At 37.6% G+C, this 19,200-nt stretch carries 18 protein-coding genes and 1 pseudogene; 10 read left to right on the top strand and 9 right to left on the bottom strand.

Annotated elements, in window-relative coordinates; all coding sequences use genetic code 11:
- From ACOVO2_RS06900 to ACOVO2_RS06885, 4 genes and pseudogenes are all read right to left on the bottom strand, one after another.
- Nucleotides 1-544, bottom strand: a pseudogene (locus ACOVO2_RS06900) (hypothetical protein); the annotation flags it as partial.
- A 52-nt stretch (nt 545-596) separates the two neighbouring features.
- A complete protein-coding gene (locus ACOVO2_RS06895; protein WP_421769264.1) occupies nt 597-1,133 on the bottom strand; it encodes a hypothetical protein in 537 nt (178 codons plus the stop codon).
- Between the two features lie 114 nt (nt 1,134-1,247).
- Complete coding sequence (locus tag ACOVO2_RS06890) at nt 1,248-2,327, bottom strand: SO2930 family diheme c-type cytochrome (RefSeq protein ID WP_421769263.1); 1,080 nt, start codon at nt 2,325-2,327, stop codon at nt 1,248-1,250.
- A gap of 41 nt (nt 2,328-2,368) precedes the next feature.
- A complete protein-coding gene (locus tag ACOVO2_RS06885) occupies nt 2,369-3,520 on the bottom strand; it encodes a parallel beta-helix domain-containing protein (protein WP_421769262.1) in 1,152 nt (383 codons plus the stop codon).
- A 177-nt stretch (nt 3,521-3,697) separates the two neighbouring features.
- Here ACOVO2_RS06885 and ACOVO2_RS06880 point away from each other — a divergent pair, with 177 nt between their 5' ends.
- From ACOVO2_RS06880 to ACOVO2_RS06870, 3 genes are all read left to right on the top strand, one after another.
- Nucleotides 3,698-5,407, top strand: a complete 1,710-nt coding sequence (locus ACOVO2_RS06880) for a WG repeat-containing protein (RefSeq protein WP_421769261.1) — start codon at nt 3,698-3,700, stop codon at nt 5,405-5,407.
- 120 nt (nt 5,408-5,527) lie between these two features.
- Nucleotides 5,528-8,092, top strand: a complete 2,565-nt coding sequence (locus tag ACOVO2_RS06875) for a DNA translocase FtsK 4TM domain-containing protein (protein ID WP_421769269.1) — start codon at nt 5,528-5,530, stop codon at nt 8,090-8,092.
- Nucleotides 8,093-8,210: 118 nt separating this feature from the next.
- Nucleotides 8,211-8,858, top strand: coding sequence for a LolA family protein (locus tag ACOVO2_RS06870; RefSeq protein ID WP_421769260.1), 648 nt, complete (start codon nt 8,211-8,213; stop codon nt 8,856-8,858).
- Nucleotides 8,859-8,921: 63 nt separating this feature from the next.
- Here ACOVO2_RS06870 and ACOVO2_RS06865 read toward each other — a convergent pair whose 3' ends face one another.
- Complete coding sequence (locus tag ACOVO2_RS06865) at nt 8,922-9,653, bottom strand: hypothetical protein (RefSeq protein WP_421769259.1); 732 nt, start codon at nt 9,651-9,653, stop codon at nt 8,922-8,924.
- Nucleotides 9,654-9,823: 170 nt separating this feature from the next.
- Between ACOVO2_RS06865 and ACOVO2_RS06860 the strand changes: the two genes are divergently transcribed.
- Together ACOVO2_RS06860 and ACOVO2_RS06855 are read left to right on the top strand one after the other, a co-directional pair.
- Nucleotides 9,824-10,426 (top strand): 3-keto-disaccharide hydrolase, encoded by a 603-nt coding sequence (locus tag ACOVO2_RS06860; protein ID WP_421769258.1) that lies wholly within the window; start codon nt 9,824-9,826, stop codon nt 10,424-10,426.
- A 105-nt stretch (nt 10,427-10,531) separates the two neighbouring features.
- Nucleotides 10,532-11,791, top strand: coding sequence for an MFS transporter (locus ACOVO2_RS06855; protein ID WP_421769257.1), 1,260 nt, complete (start codon nt 10,532-10,534; stop codon nt 11,789-11,791).
- Between the two features lie 80 nt (nt 11,792-11,871).
- Here the strand turns inward: ACOVO2_RS06855 and ACOVO2_RS06850 are convergent, their stop codons facing one another.
- The 4 genes from ACOVO2_RS06850 to ACOVO2_RS06835 form a co-directional block, all read right to left on the bottom strand.
- On the bottom strand, nt 11,872-12,843 hold the full coding sequence (locus ACOVO2_RS06850) for a hypothetical protein (RefSeq protein WP_421769256.1): 972 nt from the start codon (nt 12,841-12,843) through the stop codon (nt 11,872-11,874).
- A gap of 445 nt (nt 12,844-13,288) precedes the next feature.
- Complete coding sequence (locus tag ACOVO2_RS06845; RefSeq protein ID WP_350263772.1) at nt 13,289-13,663, bottom strand: co-chaperone GroES family protein; 375 nt, start codon at nt 13,661-13,663, stop codon at nt 13,289-13,291.
- Between the two features lie 112 nt (nt 13,664-13,775).
- Nucleotides 13,776-15,884: a ferrous iron transport protein B gene (feoB, locus tag ACOVO2_RS06840; RefSeq protein WP_421769255.1), complete on the bottom strand. Its 2,109-nt coding sequence runs from the start codon at nt 15,882-15,884 to the stop codon at nt 13,776-13,778.
- Nucleotides 15,885-15,981: 97 nt separating this feature from the next.
- Complete coding sequence (locus ACOVO2_RS06835; RefSeq protein ID WP_421769254.1) at nt 15,982-16,215, bottom strand: FeoA family protein; 234 nt, start codon at nt 16,213-16,215, stop codon at nt 15,982-15,984.
- A 200-nt stretch (nt 16,216-16,415) separates the two neighbouring features.
- Between ACOVO2_RS06835 and ACOVO2_RS06830 the strand changes: the two genes are divergently transcribed.
- The 5 genes from ACOVO2_RS06830 to ACOVO2_RS06810 all read left to right on the top strand — a co-directional run bounded on the left by ACOVO2_RS06830 (nt 16,416) and on the right by ACOVO2_RS06810 (nt 19,108).
- Nucleotides 16,416-17,078 (top strand): heme exporter protein CcmB, encoded by a 663-nt coding sequence (locus tag ACOVO2_RS06830; protein ID WP_421769253.1) that lies wholly within the window; start codon nt 16,416-16,418, stop codon nt 17,076-17,078.
- A 149-nt stretch (nt 17,079-17,227) separates the two neighbouring features.
- Nucleotides 17,228-17,887, top strand: a complete 660-nt coding sequence (gene ccsA / locus ACOVO2_RS06825) for a cytochrome c biogenesis protein CcsA (RefSeq protein ID WP_421769252.1) — start codon at nt 17,228-17,230, stop codon at nt 17,885-17,887.
- 31 nt (nt 17,888-17,918) lie between these two features.
- Nucleotides 17,919-18,122, top strand: a complete 204-nt coding sequence (locus ACOVO2_RS06820; RefSeq protein WP_188764634.1) for a CcmD family protein — start codon at nt 17,919-17,921, stop codon at nt 18,120-18,122.
- A 96-nt stretch (nt 18,123-18,218) separates the two neighbouring features.
- Entirely contained in the window at nt 18,219-18,668 is a 450-nt protein-coding gene (locus tag ACOVO2_RS06815) for a cytochrome c maturation protein CcmE (protein WP_421769251.1), read from the top strand.
- Nucleotides 18,669-18,721: 53 nt separating this feature from the next.
- Nucleotides 18,722-19,108 carry a thiol-disulfide oxidoreductase DCC family protein gene (locus ACOVO2_RS06810; RefSeq protein WP_421769250.1) on the top strand — a complete coding sequence of 129 codons (387 nt, stop codon included), beginning with the start codon at nt 18,722-18,724 and terminating at the stop codon, nt 19,106-19,108.
- Nucleotides 19,109-19,200: the final 92 nt, after the last annotated feature.

Raw genomic sequence — 19,200 nt, 5'->3', positions numbered from 1 at the left:
TATTAAACAAAAAATGTGGCTGTAACTGAATCTTCAAGGCACTCAATTTGGTTTCCGAAAGTTGTTTTTCGAGTCTTGCTTTTTCGGTCTGAGATAGCTGAAAACCTTTATAAAAACTAATACCTTTATAAACCGCCAACATTAACCAATAATTGATAAATTCATTAAAAAAAGAAAGAGAAAATACTCTTTTCAATAAAAACAATACTTCTGTATTTTGATTGAGAAAAGATTTTACGAGCAAAGCCACAATCAAAGAGTTTACAAAAACCGCTATTACGCTTACTATCAGTGAGATACAAAAATGCAAAAATAGTTTTCTAAATAATTTTGGTTGCTCTAAGGGTAGTTTTTTTGCTAACCAAAACACCATATAACTAATAGGAATATACAAAAGCCATTTGGTTTTCATTATCAAAATATGAGGCCAACTGATGGGTTTTGCATCTAAGCTATAAACCAGCAAATCTTGTCCAATCATTAAGCAAGTAACAATTATCCAAAAAGCTGGAATCAGCCAATATTTTAGTTTATCGTGTTTCATTTAGGAATAAAAAAGCATCAATTATTTGTAAAAATAAAGATTAGGGAGTGGATTAAAAATTGAGTAGGCTACTATAATTCTCTTTTTTGGGGTCGAAATTGATAAATTTCTTTACAATTACTCGTTTTTTGTAAGCAAAAATGGTATTACTCACTTTAGGATTGATGGCATAAACACCTGCTGTTTCTTCATCGGTTGGCGATGAAATGAATGTAAAAGCCACATTTTTCAACCTTAATTTATCAGAAAAAGCAGTCAGTTTTGCTTTTAACGACTCAATATTCTCCTTTTTGGGGTTCATGTACACCACAAAAACTTTCCATTTTTTGGCGTCTTTTGTCAGATACTGAGCTTCGAGATAAGTCAGCAGGCTTTCGTAATTGCTTAAATCATCATTTAGCCAAATCATCAAGCCTTCGGTTTTTGCACCATATTTGCACATAGGGCAGGCTTTAGTATTTTTATCAGCACCCGAAACATGAATCGGGTCGAAAGCAGGGGCATCAGTTCCCACTGCAATACCAGATTGTTGGGCAAGACAGTTTAGAGATAAAAACTTGATAGTCAGTAAAATAAATAGCTTTTTCATAAAAATTAAATTTGATGTACAAACCTAACGATTATGAAAAAGCTACAATAGTTGATTTTGATAAGAAGCGAAAAAAGTGAGTCGAAACGATGAAAAGACTATTTTTAAACAAGCCTACTTCATGACCTTAATCCATTCTTTGATGAGTTCTACACCTTCTTTATGAGTAGTCTTACGGCCAACTTCGGGCATCATGATTCCTGGGTCAGTCGATTCCATGCGGTAAACAATGATTGATTCGTCAGGTTTTCCTGGCACAATATCATATTTTTTATTGCCCGAGCCACGCCCCGCCGCTACGGGGGTTTTCAAGATTCCGTAGGCAATGGGTTCGGTTTCGTGGATACTCAAATTCAAACCCGAAGTTTGGGCTGGGCCTCCTTTTCGGTGGCAATGAGCACAATTAATATCGAGCCAAATTCTGGCACGCTCATCGAGGCTTCCGCTTTCGGGTTTATTCCAAATTGCAGCTTTCGGTACAGTTTCGATGGCTGGCAGATTTGTTAAAACGCCCATTTTTTGCCAATTAGTTAATTGATTATCAGATTTTTGCCCACTAACGACTGATGACTGAGAACTGCCTATTGAAGACTGAAAAACGCCATTTAATTGTCGAGCCGATGGTCCAATTGGCGACATTTTTTCGTTCCGATTATGGCATCCTTTACATTGATTAATGTTCGGAATTGCATACTCATGTTTTTTCTTTTTGCCGTTGGCATCAATGTAACTCACCTCTTTTGTATCGCCTGCCACTTCCAAAAATGCTTCGGTTTGTTCGTCATTCCACACATAATCCAGAGCTTTCCAACCATCTTCTTCATGAATCAGTAAACGGGTTTCGATGAGTTTCCTGCCCAGTTCGGGTTTACGGAAATCATTCGGATAATAAAAAGTTTTGATGATGGTTGAGCCAACAGGAAAATCCAACACTTCGGTAGCATTATACGCAACTGTCTGATTTTCAGGCAATTTCACAAAGCGAAGCTTTTCGGCATAATCGGTAAACAAAGGAGTATTCAATGAATAAGGCAACACACCCTTTGCAGGTTTTTGCTCTGCTCCATTGCCTTCAAAAAACTGATAATCAGAAAGCTTTTCTTTGGGCATACTCGCCTCACTATCAGACTTCTGATAAAAAGCCGATAACACAAAAATGCTAATTGAGCTTATTAATAAAAATGTTCTTTTCATTTTTTTAGCCCTCCCTGTCGGGGAGGGTTGGGAGGGGCTTATTACTTACAAATAACTTTACTCGCATCACGTGAAATATTCTTGAAATTATGCTCAACATCCATATTGGCAAACGATTCGTTTTTATTGTTTTTGATACAAATCACAGGGTTTGGATTTTTATCATCTACAATTCCATCCCACAGAATATGCGGTACGTTTTTGCCAAAACGCAACTTAAATCGGTAAATCTGTCCGAATCTTCCCCTGCCAGTTGCTTTTACTTTTTCACGCTCAAAATTATTGTCACGAATCGTAATCGCTTCTGAATACGGGTAATACTCTTTGTCCTTGATTGGGTTTTCGGTCGTGAAATAACTAATCACTCCCACACCCATTGATTTGTTATTAATTATCTGATTATCAAATATATCCACATGATTAGCAGCCAAAATCAATACGCCCGTTCCGTCGGGAACTTTCGCAACAATATTTCCTTTTGGGGCAAAGTTCGGGAAGTTGTTGTGGTGTATGTTGTTTTTATAAACCTTCGTATTGCCGCCTTTTTTGAGAATCAAATCGGGTAAATCGAACACCAAAATACCGCCAGTATTTTCGGTAGCTTCGTTTTCATAGACTTCGGCATTCAGCGAATTTTCAATTTCAATTCCTGCCACATTATGATAAGCCCTTGATTTTCTGACGATTATATCTTTCGATTGCCCCACATAAATACCTGCATCCGATGCACCGATGGCTTCGCAACCTTCAATGAGCACCTTTTCGCACTGAACTGGGTACAGCCCATACGCACCGTTAGTAGCTTTTGGTTCGCCGAGCCATTCGGTTTTTACATTGCGAAAAGTAATGCCCGTTACGTTCATTGTTTTCACGGCATCACCTTTTGAGTCTTGCACCGTTAGGTCTTCAATCGTGATATTTTCGGCATTTGAAACTCTAATTCCTTCTGCACCATCGGTTTGTCCTTTGAAAGATAAAATTGTTTTGTCCTTACCTTTTCCTTTGATGGTGATATTCTTTTTGCCTTCGAGCGAAAGGCTTGCCGTAAATGTAAATGAGCCTTCATCAAGCACAATAGTAGAGCCATTTTCGGCCATGATGAACTGCGTTTGTATTTTTTTCTGAATATCTTTTTGGGCAAAAACTGCCGTAGAAATCAAAATAAATCCGCAAAGTGAAAGCGTTTTTTTCATATTGTTAAAGAGGTTGAAGAGTTCTAAGTTTCAAAATAGCACTATTTTCTTGAGATAAGTATTTGATAAATGTCAAATTGTTTGGTGTGTATCACCGGTCATTTATATATTTTACCTTAATTTTGCACAGTTTTTATTTTACCATAACACTTGATTAATCATAACTACAACTTCAGAATGCAAAAACTTCTCTTATCACTTACATTTTTATTTGCTGTTAAACTCGTAGTTGCTCAAAGTCCTACTAAATCTCAAGAAGATTCACTAAGCGATGTTTTTCTAAAACAGATGCTGCTGGGAAACAATTTTGAAGTAGCCAAAGAATACAAATTCGATATTGAAATGCAATACGAGCAGACTTATAAAAATAGCTCGAAAAAAAACGAAAACATCTATGTCTTTTTAACAAAATCTAATCCATCAGTTACCTCTATATTCACCAATAAAGAAGATTCAACCAAAGTAGTTTTAGATTTTCAAAATCGCTTTATAGTGCTACTTAACACTTCTGCTGGTGGAAAAACGGGTATTACACTACCTATTGAAACAATTGACAGTCAAATGACAAAGAATAGTAGCTTCAACAAAGCCTTATCCTTATCAAAAAAAACAGGTAAAGCCTTAAAAATAAACAATTTCGATTGTGAAGAATATTTCTTTGAAGATGACTCCGACAAAGTAACTTATTACCTGACTCCAGTCATAAAAGAAGTCCCTTTTTCGTCTGTACCTTTGGTTTCGATGACGAAACATAATTTCAATACCGAAGGGCATATCATACGCTTAATATCCGAAAAAAAATCAAACAAAGAATTATCTATTTTGGAATATAAAAGTACCAACCCAACTGATTACAGCATCAATACCGAAGAATACACCATGCTTGGGGGTAAAAATGGTTTATTTGGTGGATTGATGGAAGACTCTACTTCATTGGCAAATCTACTCGGAATAGATTCTCCTGAAAGTGGTTGGCAAGAAAAAGAGGGTAAGTTTGGTTTCTTGAAAAAAGAGGGAGACTCGATAAAAGTAATCATTCCATACGAATACGATGAAACTATTTCAATAATGCCAGCTGTAAACCTCATCAAGAAAGAGGAAAAATATGCAATTTTCAACAACAATAAAGGTGCATTTATTTCACCATTCAAATACCTTGGCAGTGCATCAGTCTCGGATGAAACTTTTGCCGTTCTGTTCGAAAATGGGCAATATGGTTTTGTGGATACAACAGGCCGAGAATTGACAGAGGGTATTTTTGAGGGCATTGGCCTATTTGTTTCATCGGCTAATTTGGTCAATGTGCAAAAGAATGGACTTTGGGGTTTTACTGATAAGTATGGAAAACAGGTGATTCCATTCAGCTATGAAGATGTCTATGCCTTTGATGAGGGAAATGCTGTAACTCAAGCCATGAAAAATGGCAAATGGGGCTTGATTGACGTAAATGGCAAAGAATTAAGTGCATTTGTATATGATGAAATAAAATACTTTGGTTTAGAGACAAAGTTTAGAGCAGCCAGTAAAACTAACAAATGGGGCTTGATTGATGAAGCAGGAAAAACGATTATTCCTTTTGAATATCAAGATATAAATAGTGTCTCGGAAGTGATTACTGCCAAGAAGAACAACAAATGGGGCTTGATTGATAAAGCAAACAAAGGTTTAGTGCCATACATTTACGACGATATGCGGAATATGGCCGAAGGCTTAGTTCCCGTGAAGAAGGGTAATAAGTGGGGCTATATTGATGCCAATGGTAAAATCATTATTCCAATGATATACGATGAAGCCAATCCATTTGTAGGAGGTGTAGCATCTGTAATACAAAAAGAAAAATACTTTGTGATTGATAAAACAGGTAAGTGTACAGAAAATTGTAACTAATAATTTACTTTTTTACGTAGAAAGCAGTTAAAAAAAGCAAAAAAAAGCTTTTTTTAACTGCTTTTTATGCAAATTCACTATATTTGTCTCTAAAATACATTGCTCTCCTACCTCATAACGATGCCCGATAACAATAATACTTTTCGCAAAAAACAACCACCCAAAAGCCCAAACCCTCCACGGGGTTCGTCAAGTGGTAAAAGTGGTGGTACTCAGACTTCGCTCAACTTCAATGTCAGCAAAGAGAGTTATCAGCTCGCTTTGGGCATTTTCTTATTGCTTTTTTCGTTAATCCTTTTACTCTCGTTTGTTTCATACCTCTTTACTGGCGACGCCGACCAAGATGTGGTTCAACGTACATTCTGGACTTCAATCAAGCAAGGAGACAAAAAAGCAGCCAATCTGATTGGTCTGTTGGGAGCAAAGCTTTCACATTTTTTTATCTTTGAATGGTTCGGAATTTCGGCTTTCGGCTGGATCCCTGTCACAACTTGGGCGGGTTATTGGTTAGTCACCAAGAAAGACCTGCTACCATATAGCTTCAATCGATTTACGCTTTCGAGTATTTTCTACATCGTCTGGTCAAGCATCTTTTTAGGTTATTTCACTACGGTTTTTGAAGCTTCTGGTAGCACAATTTGTGGTGGTTTGGGCTATGCAGTCAATCAGTTCTTTCAACAAGCAATGGGTTGGGGAGGCATTTTTATCATTATTCTACTCTTGGCGGGTTGGTTGATTTTCTTTCATGGTTATACCGAAATCGACGACTGGTTTTTTGCTAAATATTTCAAACGTGACCCCCGTGAAGATGTAGCCACCGAACGTATCAGAAAGGCCGTGCAGGTAGAAACCGATGAAGATGAGATTTTTGAAGAAGAAGAAGAAAACACCAAAGATAATTCTTTCAGACATACACCAACGCCACCGCCAGTTGCACCGAAAGAAGAAGCCAAAATTGATTTCTTGAAAATCAATCGAGAAGATATCGAGGTACCAAAACCTTTTGAAGAAAAAACCCTTTCGTTGGAGGTTGAAGAAAAACCAAAGAATTCATTGCCAAATGAGCCATTCAAGGGAAGCCCGACGCTTATCATCGAAACAAATCAGGAAGAAGAAGAGGATGTTTTTGAAGATGATTTAGACACGGATGATGTCAACGAAAAAGTTTTAAAAGACTTCGGGTTATTCGACCCAACGCTTGATTTGGGTAATTATCAGTATCCGCCAATCACGCTTTTGAGCGAATACGGTAACACTGGCACGAAAGTAACCGAAGAAGAACTCGAAGCCAACAAAAACAATATCGTAGAAACGATGCGAAACTTCCAAATCGGAATTGCGAGCATCAAGGCTACGATTGGGCCAACCGTTACGCTCTACGAAATCGTACCCGAAGCAGGTATTCGTATCTCGAAAATTAAGAATCTCGAAGATGATATTGCCTTAAATTTGGCGGCGTTGGGTATTCGTATCATTGCTCCGATGCCAGGAAAAGGCACAATTGGTATTGAAGTACCTAACAAAAACCGTGAAATGGTGACAATGAAATCGGTGATTGCGAGTGATAAATTCCAAAAATCGAACTTCGATTTGCCGATTATTCTCGGAAAGACGATTTCAAACGAAATATTCGTGACCGACTTGGCCAAAATGCCTCACTTACTCATGGCGGGGGCGACGGGTCAGGGTAAGTCAGTTGGTCTGAATGTTATTTTGGCTTCGTTACTTTACAAAAAGCACCCTGCTCAAATCAAATTTGTATTGGTTGACCCTAAAAAAGTGGAGCTCACGCTTTATAATAAAATCGAGCGACACTTCTTGGCGATGCTCCCAAATGCCGAAGAAGCCATCATTACCGATACAAAAAAGGTTGTTTACACACTCAACTCGCTTTGTATCGAGATGGACAACCGCTATAATTTACTGAAAGATGCAGGTGTAAGAAATTTGAAAGAATACAACGCCAAGTTTATTCAGCGAAGATTAAATCCTGAAAAAGGACACCGTTATCTACCTTATATAGTATTAGTAATTGATGAGTTGGCCGATTTGATGATGACCGCTGGCAAAGAAGTTGAGCAACCAATTGCTCGTTTGGCTCAGTTAGCTCGTGCCATCGGTATTCACTTAATTGTGGCTACCCAACGCCCATCGGTCAATGTAATCACAGGTCTAATCAAAGCTAACTTCCCTGCTCGATTATCGTTTAAAGTTACCTCAAAAATCGACTCTCGTACGATTTTAGACACAGGTGGCTCTGAGCAATTAGTTGGAAACGGAGATATGTTGCTTTCGATGGGCTCAGATATGGTGCGTTTACAATGTCCGTTCGTTGATACGCCTGAGGTTGAAGATATTTGTGAATTTATCGGTTCGCAAAGAGCCTATGATTCTGCTTATTTATTGCCGGAATTCTACGGAGATGATGAAGGAGAAGCAGCTGAATTTGATGCCTCAGAACTCGACCCAATGTTTGATGATGCCGCTCGATTATTGGTTTCGCACCAACAAGGAAGTACATCGCTCATTCAACGCAAAATGAAATTGGGTTATAATCGTGCGGGGCGTATCATTGACCAACTCGAAGGTGCAGGCATCGTTGGACCATTTGAAGGTAGTAAAGCTCGTGAGGTATTAGTAAAAGACATGGAACATTTAGAGGAAATTTTAAGAAAATTGCGATAGAAACAACCAATTGAATTAATTTTGCGTCTTAGTTGTTGTACAGCAAGACAATTCCTTAATCCATTTCCCGAAAAATACGTCTAAACCATTATTTGGAAGAAAATTAACCATTATAAAGATGAAAAAAATACTTGTTTTAACTGCTAATTTACTGATTGTTAGCAGTTTAGTAATGGCTCAGAAAGACAAAAAAGCGACTGCAATTTTGGATGAAATGAGCAAAAAATACCAAACAATGAAGTCATTCAGTGCTTCATTCACCTACGGAGTAGAAGGGTCAAACGCAAAATTAACCGAATCATACAAAGGAGATGTAACCGTAAAAGGTGCAAAATTTCGTTTGAAAATGTTAGGACAAGAGGTTTTTACCAACGGTAAAGAGCTTTACAGCTACACTAAGGAAACCAACGAGTGTCAAGTTTCGGACTTCAATCCTGCCGAAATGGATGCTCTTTCACCTACCAAAATTTACAGCATTTACAAAAAAGGCTATAAATATGTTTTTGTAGAGGAGGTAAAAGAAGGTAGCCAATTATACGAAGTAGTTGAACTTTCGCCAGAAGATAAAGGCAGTAAAGTTGCGAAAGTACAAATCAAAGTTGATAAAAAAGATAAGTCTGTAAAATCTTGGAAAGTATGGGACAAAAATGGCAAACGTACGGTTTTTCGTGTTGATAAGTTCATGCCCAATGCCCCTGCCGATGATAAAATCTTTACATTCGATAAAAAGAAATACCCAGGTGTAGAAGTTGTTGATCTAAGATAATTTTTCCTCTAATAAAAAGGTCCTGTTTTCGATGAAAACAGGACCTTTTTTATTCGCTCTCGACTAATTAGTCTTTTCAAATTTAGGTGCTTTAGCGTCAAATTTTAAATACTTTCCTACTACCGAAGCGGCATTTCCGAAACCACACTCATAGGAATCATTCAGATAAATTATGTTTGCTCCTCCCTCAAAAAAAGACAACTTAAGTAGACATTTTCCGAACTCGTTGTTTTCGTAAATAGCCTCATTTCTAACTAATTTCAACGTTGTCTTTTCGATAATTGCCTGATTATAACTCGGTGGTCCTTTCACGGCTTGTATCTCCAAAATAATTTTGTCTTTCGCTACTTGCTGTACATACATATTTCCGGTACCGCCATCTTTTCCAAAGCTGTAAGCGTACGAGCCGGTAACCGATTTTAATTCTGGTTTATCAATCTCGGTCGATGATGTTTTTTTTACGCTAAACTTCATTTCTTTTCCACTTGGAGTTAACCATAAACCACTTATTACATCATCTTTTCTCTTTCCAAAAAATAAGCCCGAAATTTCGGTTTTGTCGACAAACTCATGTAGTGAAAAATCGTCACCTTCTATAGAGCCTATTACTTTTATTGGCTGGCCTACTCGCTTATACGTCAGAGTTCCATAAACCAAATTGGCATCGAATGTCAAAGAAAGACTAATTGGAAACTTGTTCACCATTCCTTCATAGGTCTGTTTCGTAGGCTTTGATTGGGCAAAACTAAAGCTCCATGCTAATAAAAAAATGACCAATAAATAGATTTTCTTCATGCTATTTCTCAATATTTTTAGATAATTATTTTCGTGAATACAACGTTGCTAAATTTCGTAGACTAATTCAACAACAATATTCGGCTAAATCATAGCCAAAGATAAAGATTTTCGCTTTTCTTTGTAGAAAAAATATTCTTCCATAACCAAACTATCAACAATAACACGACATGAAACTTAGATTAAGTCTCTCACTATTCATTTTAGTGTCGATTTCAGTAGCTGCCTTCGCTCAAAAAAAACTAACCCTTTTCAACGGTAAAGACTTATCAGGTTGGAAAATATATGGCACCGAAAAATGGTACGTAGAAGACGGCCTATTGGTTTGCGAAAGCGGCCCCGACAAAGAATACGGCTACTTAGGAACAGAACAGAAATTTAAAGACTTTGAACTAACGCTCGAATTTAAGCAAGAAGCCAACGGCAATAGTGGCGTATTTTTTCATTCATCCATCGAAGGTACAAAAATATCGGGCTGGCAAGCCGAGGTTGCTCCTCCGGGTAGCTCAACTGGTGGAATTTATGAGTCTTACGGACGTGGCTGGTTGATAAAACCTGCAGCCGAAAAAGACAAAGCCTTGAAAATGGGCGAATGGAATAAAATGACCGTAAAAGTAGTTGGTAATCAAGTAACTACCTACTTAAATGGCACTGAAATGATTACACTCAACGACGAAAAAATCGGTGGAAAAGATGGCTGTATTGCTCTGCAAATCCATAGCGGAGGCGGAATCAAAGTAAAATGGCGTAAAATTAAAATCAAGCAATTATAATTATTTTAGTCCACGGTTAATGGTCAACAGTCGATAACTATTTTACCACAAAACTTCTGTGGACCGTCGACTATCGACCGTAGACTAAATAAAAACCTAAACCTTATGAATCAAGAAAAAACTACTTTTCAGCATCTTTTTAGCTTGCCAGTAATAGTGGCAGCGTTGGGTTATTTTGTTGATATTTATGACCTTCAACTCTTCGGCATTGTGCGGGTTCAGAGCCTCGAAAGTCTCGGGCTAACGACCAAAGAGGAAGTTTCATCAATCGGTACAACCATCATTAATTTTCAGATGATTGGTTTGCTCCTCGGTGGAATTTTCTGGGGAGTTTTAGGAGATAAAAAAGGCCGTCTTTCTGTACTTTTTGGATCGATAATTACTTATTCATTGGCTAATCTTTGTTGTGGAATGATTCCGCACATTGAGTTTATGGATAAAATAGAAGCCTACAAATGGCTACGTTTTATTGCGGGAATAGGCCTTGCCGGAGAACTGGGGGCTGGAATTACCCTCGTTTCTGAGGTGCTTCCGAAGCAACTTCGAGCCATCGGTACATCATTGGTGGCAGGAATTGGCTTGCTTGGTGCAGTAGTTGCCACTTTCACTGTAAAACTCTCAGGCGATTGGACAATTGCTTATTTCATAGGTGGAGGCTTGGGCATTGCCTTATTGCTGCTTCGGGTTGGAGTAATCGAGTCGGGTATTTTTAAAGATGTAGTTGGAAAAAAGCACGTTGAAAGAGGAAATTTCTTTGCGTTCTTCACCAATTGGGAGCGTTTCTCGACCTACATGAAGTGTATCGGAATCGGAATCCCGCTTTGGTTTTGTATCGGAATATTGGTTTATCTGAGCAACGAATTCGGCGAAGCCCTCGGAATCACCGAAAAAATCGACCCAGGTTTATCAATTATGTGGGCATACGTTGGTATTTCAGTTGGCGATTTTCTGAGTGGTTTTTTCAGCCATGCTCTTCGTTCTCGTAAAAAAGCCATTGGCTTTATGATGGCATTTGCTCTGATATGTATGCTTATTTTATTGTTTTCAGGACTAATCAAAAGTGCATCTTCGTTTTATGCACTATGTTGTTTATTAGGTTTTGGCAATGGATTTTGGGCAATGTTTGTAACCGTTGCTGCCGAACAATTTGGCACAAACCTACGAGCAACGGCCGCCACTACTATTCCGAATATGGTTAGAGGCTCGGTAGTTTTAATGACTATCTCATACAAGTTTTTGAAGCCGACACAAGGCATAATTATGGCAGGAGCAATCGTTGGTTTCATTTGCTTTGCCATTGGATTTTATTCTGTACTCACCATTTCTGAAACGCATGGTAAAGATTTAGATTTCTTGGAGGAGTAAAGTTGAAAGTGCAGGGGCTATTTTCTATGGCGTGTCCCTGCACTTCCCCAATTTTATTTAAGCAAGTCCGTTTTTATTATTTAATTCACGCAAACTCCGTTCACACATCGCCTGCCAGATGGACAAACTACTCCGCAAGTCCCACAGTTAACGTTAGATGATGTCAGGTTTACTTCACAGCCATTGGCAGCCATTCCATCACAATTTGCAAAACCAGCATTACAAGCTCCAATTGAGCATGTACCATTTGCACATACTGCACTGGCGTTTGGAAAACTACAAATATTACCACAAGCACCGCAATTATTTGTGCTATTTGACAAATTGGTTTCACAGCCATTCGCAAGCATTCCATCACAATTTGCAAAACCTGAATTACAGGATGCAATCATACAATTTCCTCCTACACATGAAGTAATGGCATTCGGATAGTTCGGACAAACGACACCACACGAACCACAATTATTTTTATCAGTTTGTATATTAACGCAAATATTATTACACAAGACACTTGGTGAAATACAAGTAACTGGTTGATTGACTTGTAATAATAAAGTAGAAGAATTACTTATGCCACAGTTGCTCGTAGTTATAATATCAACTTGAAAAGTACCTGTTTCGGCAGTTGGTTTTGCGGTAATAGTTAAGCGATAAATATTTTGGACAATATTGGTTGAAAAACTCATTCCTTTGGGCAAATTATAAGGAATAATTTTCTTCACATCTGCCAGTGGTATTGACTCAGTGATATCGACATAATTCGATACTGACTGTGTACTATTAAGATTTAGAGAAAGATTTGGTGTTGATAAACTTTGTGTAATACAGGTAGGCAGAGCAATAGGCGACCATTTATTGTTTAGTTTCACCTCAATCAACTCATTAGACATATTATAGATAATTGTCCCAACGGGGTAGTTTTTGAGCAATGAATCTCTCTCTAAGGTTGTAAGATTAGGTAGTGTTACTCCATTAGGCATTTGAATCACTGCTTTTTGAGCAAAAAGCGTAACACTGATTAGAGCTAATTTTAAAAGTAGAAAAAACCTCATAAGTAAAACTGATTAAATATAGATTAACGTAAATTCAGAAATACAAGTTAGTTATAATCAATAGGATACTGTAACAATACTCAATAGAAGCTAAATATAGTAAAATTATTTTTATCCAGAAATCACATTAGATTAGGAATTATTTTCAGAAACGAGAACCTAAGATTCGATAACACATTAATTCGTATTCACAATCTCTCAATAAATGAGGTATGATATTCAAACTATATTCTCTAAAATGTACATACGATATTTTACGATATAACAGTAATCTATTAACAAAGTTTTTTTAACATAACACCATGCTTTTCAATACGATAACGCTTAGGAAAGCTAAAAGTTATACTGTCGTTTACTGGGATTAGTAAAGGATCTAAGGTTTATTACCATAAATAAAACTTTCTATAAAAGAAAAAGAGCGATGAAAATCATCGCTCTTCTAATTTTATAAATCTTCAAATCTCTCCAGCATCAAAATGGCTGCTTGCGGGAGAATCACATATTTTTCGCCTTCATATTGCACTTCGATGGCGTGGCGTTGGAGATAAATTGCCAAATCGCCTTCTTGGGCTTGTAGAGGCATATACTTTACTTTTTCTTCCGTTTCTTTCCACGGTTCATCTTCGGTTGGGTTTGGTAAAGGATAACCTGGTCCAACTTTTATAATGTATCCGCTCTGAATTTCTTCTTTTTCGGTAACGGTTGGTGGCAAATATAGCCCCGAATTTGTTTTATCTGATGGATTTTTAGGCTTCACCAAAATCTTATCGCCTACTACAATTAATCTTTTCAATTTGTTATCTGATGTTACGCCGAGCATAATCTAATGAATGAGTGATTGAATGTTTGAATGAGTGAATAAAATAAATATCTTATTATCAATAAATTAACTCCACTAACTATCGACCATTGACCATCGACGGTGGACTAACTCAACTCAAAATCTGATAAACGGCAAATGCCGATACATACGCCAAAACCGACATGTAAACCAACTGGATAATTGGCCATTTCCAACCTTTAGTTTCTCTGTAAACTACCGCCAGCGTACTCATGCACATCATGGCAAAAACATAGAATATCAACAACGAAAACGAGGTTGCTACCGAAAAAGTTGGTTGTCCAGTTTCTGCATTTACTTCGTTTCTGAGGCGTTCTTTAATGGTCGTTTCGTTTTCGGCATCGGCTCCGATACTATAAATCGTTGAGACAGTTCCAACAAAAACCTCACGTGCCGCAAACGAAGTGATGAGTGCAATGCCGATTTTCCAATCATAACCCAATGGTTTGATGGCCGGCTCGATGAACTTTCCGAAATGCCCTGCATACGAGTTTTCAAGACGAACCGAAGCTATTTTTGAGTCAAGTTGATTTTGTTCGAGGCCTGGATTTTGTGCAATTACTGCCTTTTCTGCTTGTTCGATTTTATCACTTGGCCCGTAAGATGCCAATACCCACAAAACTATCGAAATGGCTACAATTACTTTTCCTGCTTCAAAAACAAAGGTTTTTACTTTTTCTAAAATAGTAAAACCTACTTGCTTCCAGCGTGGCTTTTTGTAGGTTGGAAGCTCCATGATGAAATAGCTTCTTTCGCTTGATTTTAGCATAAATTTCATCAGCCACCCTGCCAATAATGCCGAGAAAAAACCCAACAAATAAAGACCCATCAAGGCCACACCTTGCATATTGAAAAAGCCCAATGCCTTAGTATTTGGCACAACGAGGGCTATCAGAATCGTGTAAATGGGCAAACGTGCCGAGCAGCTCATCAATGGCGTAACCATTATCGTAATCAAACGGTCTTTCCATGAACCAATCGTGCGAGCCGACATAATGGCTGGCACTGCACAAGCCATACTCGAAATAAGCGGCACGACCGATTTTCCACTCATACCAAATTTACGAATGAGTTTATCCATCAAAACTACCACACGAGCCATGTAACCCGATTCTTCGAGAATAGAAATGAAAGCAAACAAAAACGCAATCTGTGGAATAAAAATCAGTACACCACCAATACCCGCAACCAAACCATCGGTCAGTAAGCTAACCAATTGATTATCAGGCAGGTTTGATTTCAAAAAATCGTTAACCATTGCTACACCTTGATCTATCAAATCCATTGGGGCTTCAGCAATTGTGAAAACTGATTGAAAAATCAAGAATAAAATACCCAAGAAAATTACGTATCCCCAGATTTTATGGAGTAAAATACGGTCGATTTTCTCAGTAATTGTTTCTTTTTTTAGACCTTCCTCAATAACCACTTCTTCCAATGTGCCACTGATATCACGGTAACGTTCGATGGTTTCGCTTGATTGAAATTTATCGGCATTGAAATTGTGTTTCTTCACAATTTCTTCTAAATCTTTTTGTTGATTTTCGCCCAAAAACATCAATTTTTGAGCCTGTGCAGCGTATTGAAGAGCTAAATATTTATTTTCAATACCAAATTTTGATTTCACTTCTTCAAAAACTGTTTCCGTTTTTTTATCAAAACTTGGTGGATTGATATGCGTTTTCTTGTGTTGAAGCTGGTTGAAAATAGTGTGTTTCAAACCCTCTATTCCGATACCTTCACGAGCATTAAGTTCGACAACCGGAATACCTAAAATCTTCGAAAGTTTGCCCGAATTGATAGAAATCCCCGATTCTTCGGCCACATCGAGCATATTCAATGCTAAAATTGCCGGTACACCCAAATCACTGATTTGCTCAAAAAGTAGCATATTTCGCTTCAAATTTGAGGCATCGGCCACTACAACTGCCAAATCGGGATAATCAGGATTTTTCGGATTGGCCAGCACTTCAAGCACTACTTGCTCATCGAGTGAGTTTGGGTAAATACTATACGTGCCAGGAAGGTCAAGAATTTCAACATCCATACTTCCGCTCAAACGGCAAAATCCTACTTTTTTATCTACCGTTACTCCTGGGAAATTTCCGATTTTTTGACGCAACCCAGTGAGTTGATTAAAAAGTGAGGATTTCCCTGAATTCGGATTTCCAAGAAGTGCAACAACTTGTTTATTTTTCACAAAATTTTCAACGATTAAATAGCCGATAACCGATCTAAAACGGACGACTGTTTCTCTTCAACTATCTACAACTCAAATCTATCAGTCTGATAAACACTTATTTTATTACGATTGTTGCGGCCTCTCTCTTACGAAGCGAAAGATGATAACCCGCCACTGTAATTCCAACCGGGCAACCTAATGGAGCAATAAAATCGAGACTAATCTCGGTATCTGGTAGGCATCCCATTTCGAGCAACTTCAACGACATAGCATCATCTTTGAAATAATTGATGATTCCCTTCTCCCCTACTTTTAAATCGGCAACAGTTTTTTCGGCTTGCAGTACCATTTATATTTTATTTAGACTGATTTCAAATAAACGTAAAATTAGCGTTTTTGGTTCTAAAATAAAAATGATTTTCATCAGTTGTTGTATCAATCAAAAAACAGAAAAATTATAGAAAAAGAATAAAAATCATAAAAAAGCTATTTGTTTGAGTAGTATCTTTGTGCATTCGAACGATTCTGGAGAATCGTTCCACTTTAAAAATGCAAGAACTCAAAGCACTCATCGAAAAAGAAATCAGACTCGAATGGCGACAACGCTATGCTCTCAACGGTATGATTCTCTATATCGTAAGCACGGTTTTTGTCTGCTATATTAGTTTTGCTCTGAAAATCAAGGGTATGGAACCCATCACTTGGAACACACTCCTTTGGATAATTTTACTTTTTACGGCCGTCAATTCAATCACGAAAAGTTTTACACAAGAGCGAGCTGGCCGACAGCTTTATTATTATACACTGGCGAGTCCGCAAGGAATTATTCTCTCAAAAATCATCTATAATATTGTATTGCTTCTAACATTGTCGTTGATAGGCTTGTTTATCTATATTGTTTTTTTGGGAAATCCTGTACAGAATCTGGTGATGTATCTGACGGCCATCATTCTCGGAGCAATTGGTTTTTCTTCGACATTGACAATGGTAGCTGGCATTGCCTCAAAAGCAGAAAATACTTCTACTTTGATGGCTGTTTTGAGTTTCCCAATCATTTTACCGATGCTTTCGATGCTCATTAGACTATCGAAAAATGCAATGGACGGCTTAGAATGGAGTACCAGTTTCGACGAAATTTTGATTTTATTGGCAATTGATGCTATTGTGATAGCAATTAGTTATTTACTCTTTCCATTTTTGTGGAGGAGTTAAGCCCCCCTGCCCCTAAAGGGGTGTTATTGATAAAAGATATTCAATATTGTTGATAAATAAAGTAAGCATTTGAATACAATTTAATAAATTTTATCATTTTACAACTAAAAATAAGCTCCCCTTTAGGGGCGGGGGGGTGGTTATAGATTATGAAAAAAACTTGGTGGAAAATTTTGTGTGTAGTTATACTTCTCTACACAATTATTCAAGGGCTTGGTGGAACTGTGCCACGCCAGTTTGTTTTGAATGAAACAATTCGTAATGTCTATTTCCATGTGCCGCTGTGGTTTGGAATGATGATATTAATGACCGCTTCGATGTGGTTTGCGATTAAATATTTACGCAATGGAAATATCCAAGACGATGAATATTCGGTCGAATTTGCCAATGTTGCTATCTTTTTTGGTATTCTGGGCTTTTTGACTGGTTCGCTTTGGGGACAATATACTTGGGGTGATTGGCTTCCGAAAGACCCAAAAATCATTGCCGTTGAGGTTGGACTTTTGGTATATGCTGCTTATTTTATTCTGAGAAGTTCGTTTGAGGACGAACAACGAAGAGCCAGATTATCAGCTATTTACAATATTTTCGCATTCGCAACATTCATTCCATTGGTTTGGATTTTACCAAGACTGACCGACTCACTTCACCCAGGCAATGGCGGAAATCCAGCCTTTGGTAAATACGACATGGATAATTCTATGCGAATGGTTTTCTATCCTGCCATTATCGGTTGGACACTCTTGGGCGTTTGGATTACGAGTTTACGCATTCGCCTACGTGCTATCGAACGATTGGGTTCGAACTAAATCTTTGTTTTACCGTTAAATTTCAACAATAATGAAAAAATTCATATCGTTTTTAGTAGTACTTCTTACTTCATTCAATGTGTTTGCTCAAGAAGAAGTACAAATGGCCGACCAAATGCGTGCTGATGGCAAAATTTGGGTAGTTGTTGCCGTAATCGCAATCGTATTTGTCGGAATTATTGCTTACTTAGTTTTGTTAGATAGAAAGATAAGTAAGATTGAGAAAAGTTTATAATCGGCAGTCAACGGTCGATAGTAAAGACAAGATTTGCAACATTATTTTCAACAAAAACTATTGTCTGTGGTCGGTTGACCGTGGACTTTCAATAATATGAAAAAATCACATATCATAGCACTCGGAATCATTGCGGTGGCAATCGCAATTATCATTTCTACTGTTGGTGATGCCAGTACTTACGTAGGTTTCAGCGAAGCCGAGCAAGTTGCTAAAGAAGGCAGCACCAAATCAATGCACGTGGTTGGCTCTTTGAAAAAAGATGCTTCAGGAAATTTTGCAGGAATGGTTTACGAACCATCAGTTGACCCAAATCATTTTGAATTTGTGATGGTTGACTCATTAAACTATGAGTCGAAAGTAGTTTATAACCAACCCAAACCAACAGATTTAGATAAATCAGAGAAATTGGTAGTTGTTGGTAAAATGGACTTAGCGAATAAGTGTTTCAAGGCAGACCAAATTTTATTGAAATGCCCATCGAAATACAATAACCAAAAGGGTTTAGAAGCCGAAGAACCAGCAAAAGCAGTTTCGATGAAATAATATTTAAGGAAGGCTGCGTTTAGAATGAAGCCTTCCTTTTTCCAGAAAATAATATGACTATTCTATTCGATGGTGTTTGTAATTTTTGTAATGCTTCTATCAATTTCATTATTGACAGAGATAGTAAAGGCATCTTCAAATTTGCGGCCTTACAATCAGAAATTGGTCAAGAATTACTCAAAAAAAATGGTCTAAAAACCAGCGACTTTGATAGTATCGTGGCCATTGAAGGCGATAAAGTTTATCAGAAATCAGATGCCGCTCTCAAAATCGCTCGTAGAATGGATGGAATTTGGAAGATTTTTTATGTTTTCAAAATCATTCCAGCTTTTCTCCGAAATCCTATTTATGATTTGGTAGCTCGCAATCGTTATCGAATTTTTGGTAGAACTGATGCCTGCCGAATTCCGACACCCGAATTGAAAGCAAGGTTTTTATAAGATCTTCCAACAAAAAAACCAGCGAGCCTCGCTGGTTTTTTTTGTTATAGTCTATTCTACAATTCTCAATTTCGCAAAACTCAACAAAAGCG

Source organism: Emticicia sp. (assembly GCF_049241225.1).
GTDB lineage: Bacteria > Bacteroidota > Bacteroidia > Cytophagales > Spirosomataceae > Emticicia.
This window is presented reverse-complemented; position numbering and strand designations above follow the sequence as displayed.

Bases quoted from the DNA above. Each gene is read 5' to 3' on its own strand.
- ACOVO2_RS06855 (WP_421769257.1), top strand. From the start codon at position 10,532: ATGAATCAAGAAAAAACTACTTTTCAGCATCTTTTTAGCTTGCCAGTA.
- ACOVO2_RS06850 (WP_421769256.1), bottom strand. From the start codon at position 12,843: ATGAGGTTTTTTCTACTTTTAAAATTAGCTCTAATCAGTGTTACGCTT.
- ACOVO2_RS06860 (WP_421769258.1), top strand. From the start codon at position 9,824: ATGAAACTTAGATTAAGTCTCTCACTATTCATTTTAGTGTCGATTTCA.
- ACOVO2_RS06810 (WP_421769250.1), top strand. From the start codon at position 18,722: ATGACTATTCTATTCGATGGTGTTTGTAATTTTTGTAATGCTTCTATC.
- ACOVO2_RS06880 (WP_421769261.1), top strand. From the start codon at position 3,698: ATGCAAAAACTTCTCTTATCACTTACATTTTTATTTGCTGTTAAACTC.
- ACOVO2_RS06835 (WP_421769254.1), bottom strand. From the start codon at position 16,215: ATGGTACTGCAAGCCGAAAAAACTGTTGCCGATTTAAAAGTAGGGGAG.
- ACOVO2_RS06820 (WP_188764634.1), top strand. From the start codon at position 17,919: ATGAAAAAATTCATATCGTTTTTAGTAGTACTTCTTACTTCATTCAAT.
- ACOVO2_RS06875 (WP_421769269.1), top strand. From the start codon at position 5,528: ATGCCCGATAACAATAATACTTTTCGCAAAAAACAACCACCCAAAAGC.
- ccsA (WP_421769252.1), top strand. From the start codon at position 17,228: ATGAAAAAAACTTGGTGGAAAATTTTGTGTGTAGTTATACTTCTCTAC.
- ACOVO2_RS06870 (WP_421769260.1), top strand. From the start codon at position 8,211: ATGAAAAAAATACTTGTTTTAACTGCTAATTTACTGATTGTTAGCAGT.
- ACOVO2_RS06830 (WP_421769253.1), top strand. From the start codon at position 16,416: ATGCAAGAACTCAAAGCACTCATCGAAAAAGAAATCAGACTCGAATGG.
- ACOVO2_RS06895 (WP_421769264.1), bottom strand. From the start codon at position 1,133: ATGAAAAAGCTATTTATTTTACTGACTATCAAGTTTTTATCTCTAAAC.
- ACOVO2_RS06865 (WP_421769259.1), bottom strand. From the start codon at position 9,653: ATGAAGAAAATCTATTTATTGGTCATTTTTTTATTAGCATGGAGCTTT.
- ACOVO2_RS06885 (WP_421769262.1), bottom strand. From the start codon at position 3,520: ATGAAAAAAACGCTTTCACTTTGCGGATTTATTTTGATTTCTACGGCA.
- ACOVO2_RS06845 (WP_350263772.1), bottom strand. From the start codon at position 13,663: ATGCTCGGCGTAACATCAGATAACAAATTGAAAAGATTAATTGTAGTA.
- ACOVO2_RS06815 (WP_421769251.1), top strand. From the start codon at position 18,219: ATGAAAAAATCACATATCATAGCACTCGGAATCATTGCGGTGGCAATC.
- ACOVO2_RS06890 (WP_421769263.1), bottom strand. From the start codon at position 2,327: ATGAAAAGAACATTTTTATTAATAAGCTCAATTAGCATTTTTGTGTTA.